General features: G+C 62.3%; 2 protein-coding genes. Both read right to left on the bottom strand.

Annotated features, from left to right (window positions below; translation table 11 throughout):
• Positions 1-43 precede the first annotated feature (43 nt).
• Positions 44-688, bottom strand: coding sequence for a hypothetical protein (locus G4D87_RS38045; protein WP_163787628.1), 645 nt, complete (start codon positions 686-688; stop codon positions 44-46).
• Positions 689-786: 98 nt separating this feature from the next.
• Positions 787-1,118: condensation domain-containing protein (locus G4D87_RS38040; protein ID WP_163787627.1), on the bottom strand; the 332-nt coding region annotated here is incomplete at its 5' end.

Raw genomic sequence — 1,118 nt, 5'->3', positions numbered from 1 at the left:
CCACTATCCCGACCCGCTCCTGGCTCATCTGCATGCTCCGGCTTCAGCTCTGCATGAGGCCGCGGGACTGCAGGATCCTGGCGTTGGCCAGGGACATGGCCACGTGCCGCTCACGAATCACCGCGGCGGCGGTGCGAGCGCGCGCCTGGGCCTCTGAAGTCACGCAGTAGAACTTCAGCCCCGTGTGCCCCAGGCGGACGTGGAAGACCTCGTCCTCGTTGATGTGCTTGCGGAACATGTCCGCGGTCTCGGAGTCGAAGTTGTGCAGCGCCTGCTCGTTGCGCTTGAGCGACTGCGTCTCGACGGTGAATTGCTGCGCGGAGAAGAACTCCTCGGGGTAGCGGAAGTTGTCGAGCGTCTCGTAGAAGGCCAGCTGCTCGGGCAGCGGATCGCCCAGGCTGCCCCCCAGCTCCTCGATGCGCTTGCGCACGTAGAAGGCATGCTTCGCCTCATCCCCCACCTGGCGCCCCACCATCATCTTGATGGTCGGGTTCTCCACGCGAAGCATGAACCGGGCAATCACTTCGGCACCGACGTACTCGTTCCAGTACCGCATCCGCAGGGCCTGGATCGTGCTCTCCAGGCTCATCTTCTCCGCCCAGTACGTCTTCGCCCAGGCGGGCTGAGCCGAGAAGAATGCCTCGTTTTCATTGGCGAGCTGCTGAATGAACTCTTCGAGAGGCATCATGTCCGCACCGTCAATCCTGAAAACAAACGTGAGCTTAATATCAAACGACAACAAGTCAACTCATTTCATGACAATACAGAATAGCTGTATTTAGCGGCCTACCCTGTTGATCGCCTCCCGGCCGTTCCATCTTGGGGCACCTCCAACTTGAGCCTTCCGATGGGGAGCTGAGGCTGCCTCAGCGCATTGCCCAGCAACGCCTCGTAATGAGTGGCCAGCCGGGCTACCGTGTCTGGGTCGAAGAGGTCGGTGCTGTACTCGAAGCTGGCGGCCAGCCCCCCCTCTTGTTCCTTCATCAGCAGCGACAGGTCGAACTTCGCGGTCCCCGTGTCCGCCTCCAGCACCTCCAGGCCCAGCTCCGGGAGGCGCAGCTTCGGCAGGGGGGCGTTCTGCAGGGCGAACAGCACCTGGAACAGCGGCGGGAGGGAGG

The sequence above is a fragment of the Myxococcus vastator genome, assembly GCF_010894475.1.
GTDB lineage: Bacteria > Myxococcota > Myxococcia > Myxococcales > Myxococcaceae > Myxococcus > Myxococcus vastator.
Note: the sequence above shows the minus strand (reverse complement) of the source record. Positions and strands in the feature narration are given on the sequence as shown.

What these genes read in the sequence shown, in the direction of transcription:
- G4D87_RS38045 (WP_163787628.1), bottom strand. Translation starts at nt 688, where the DNA reads ATGATGCCTCTCGAAGAGTTCATTCAGCAGCTCGCCAATGAAAACGAG.